Genomic DNA, 1,050 nt, shown 5'->3' on the forward strand with positions numbered 1-1,050 from the left:
CCCGACGCGGCGGCCGGACCCGAACCCGCCAAGCCGCGCCAACCCGCATGGGCCGCGCCCACCACGGCTCCGCTGCGATGCGCAAACAGAACCGGCAGGCAATCGGCCACCATGATGGTACAGGCCAGCCCCGGTGCGCTGGCCACGCAGGCGTCGGCCACCGAAGCGTCCACGGCGTCGGCCGACAGCTGCAGCACCTCGGTCCCGTGCACCTGGCTCAGAAACACCGGGCGTGCGCCCAAGCACTCGGCCAATTGCGCCCGGTTCGCGCCCACGGCCAGCGCCTCGTCGCGCACATGGTCGCCCAGGTTGAAGCTGTCGAACGGCGGCACCGACACGCCGCCCTGGCGCGTGGTGAACACCGCCCGCACGGACGCGGGCACCGGCCAGTCGGGAACGATCCAGTCGGTGGGCCAGGACACGCGGCTCAGGCTTCGTTGTCCGGACAGGCCGACGGATGCGCCTGCGCAAACGCATCCAGCTTCATGCAGGCCTCGAAGGCCGCCATGGTGCGCGGCAGGCCGTCAAAAGAGGTGTTGAAGCGCTGGCCGTTGTAGATCTGCGGCACCAGGCAACAGTCGGCCATGCTCGGCGTCTCGCCAAAACAGTAGGTCGATGCAGGGCCCTGCGCCAGCTGGCGCTCGAAAGCCTCCAGGCCGGTGCGCACCCAGTGGCGGTACCAGGTGTTCTTGGCCTCCTCGTCCACCCTCAGTTCGCGCGTGAGGTATTTCAATACCCGCAGGTTATTGAGCGGATGGATTTCGCAGGCGATGGACTGTGCCAGCGCCCGCACCCGCGCCTTGCCCAGCGCGTCGGCAGGCAGCAGCGCGGGCGTGGGGTGCGCCTCGTCCAGGTATTCGATGATGGCCATGGACTGCGACAGACGGGTGCCGTCGTCCAGCTCCAGCAAGGGCACCAGGCCGTCGGCTGCGACATCGGCATAGGCCGGCAGTTTGTGGTCGCCCCGTGCCAGGTGCACCGGCAGGTACTCATAGGTCAGGCCTTTGAGCGCCAAGGCGATGCGCACGCGAAACGAGGCCGAGGAACGGA

At 68.8% G+C, this 1,050-nt stretch carries 2 protein-coding genes; both read right to left on the reverse strand.

Annotation, left to right across the window (positions count from 1 at the left end; genetic code table 11):
- Positions 1 to 422, reverse strand: a 422-nt coding sequence (locus ABYB95_RS23915) for a polyphenol oxidase family protein (RefSeq protein WP_372662988.1), incomplete at its 3' end; no start/stop codon positions are given.
- A gap of 5 nt (positions 423 to 427) precedes the next feature.
- Positions 428 to 1,050 (reverse strand): maleylacetoacetate isomerase (gene maiA / locus ABYB95_RS23920; RefSeq protein ID WP_372662990.1); only part of this gene is annotated, 623 nt, incomplete at its 5' end.

This window comes from Hydrogenophaga sp. (genome assembly GCF_041633695.1).
Taxonomy (GTDB): domain Bacteria; phylum Pseudomonadota; class Gammaproteobacteria; order Burkholderiales; family Burkholderiaceae_C; genus Hydrogenophaga.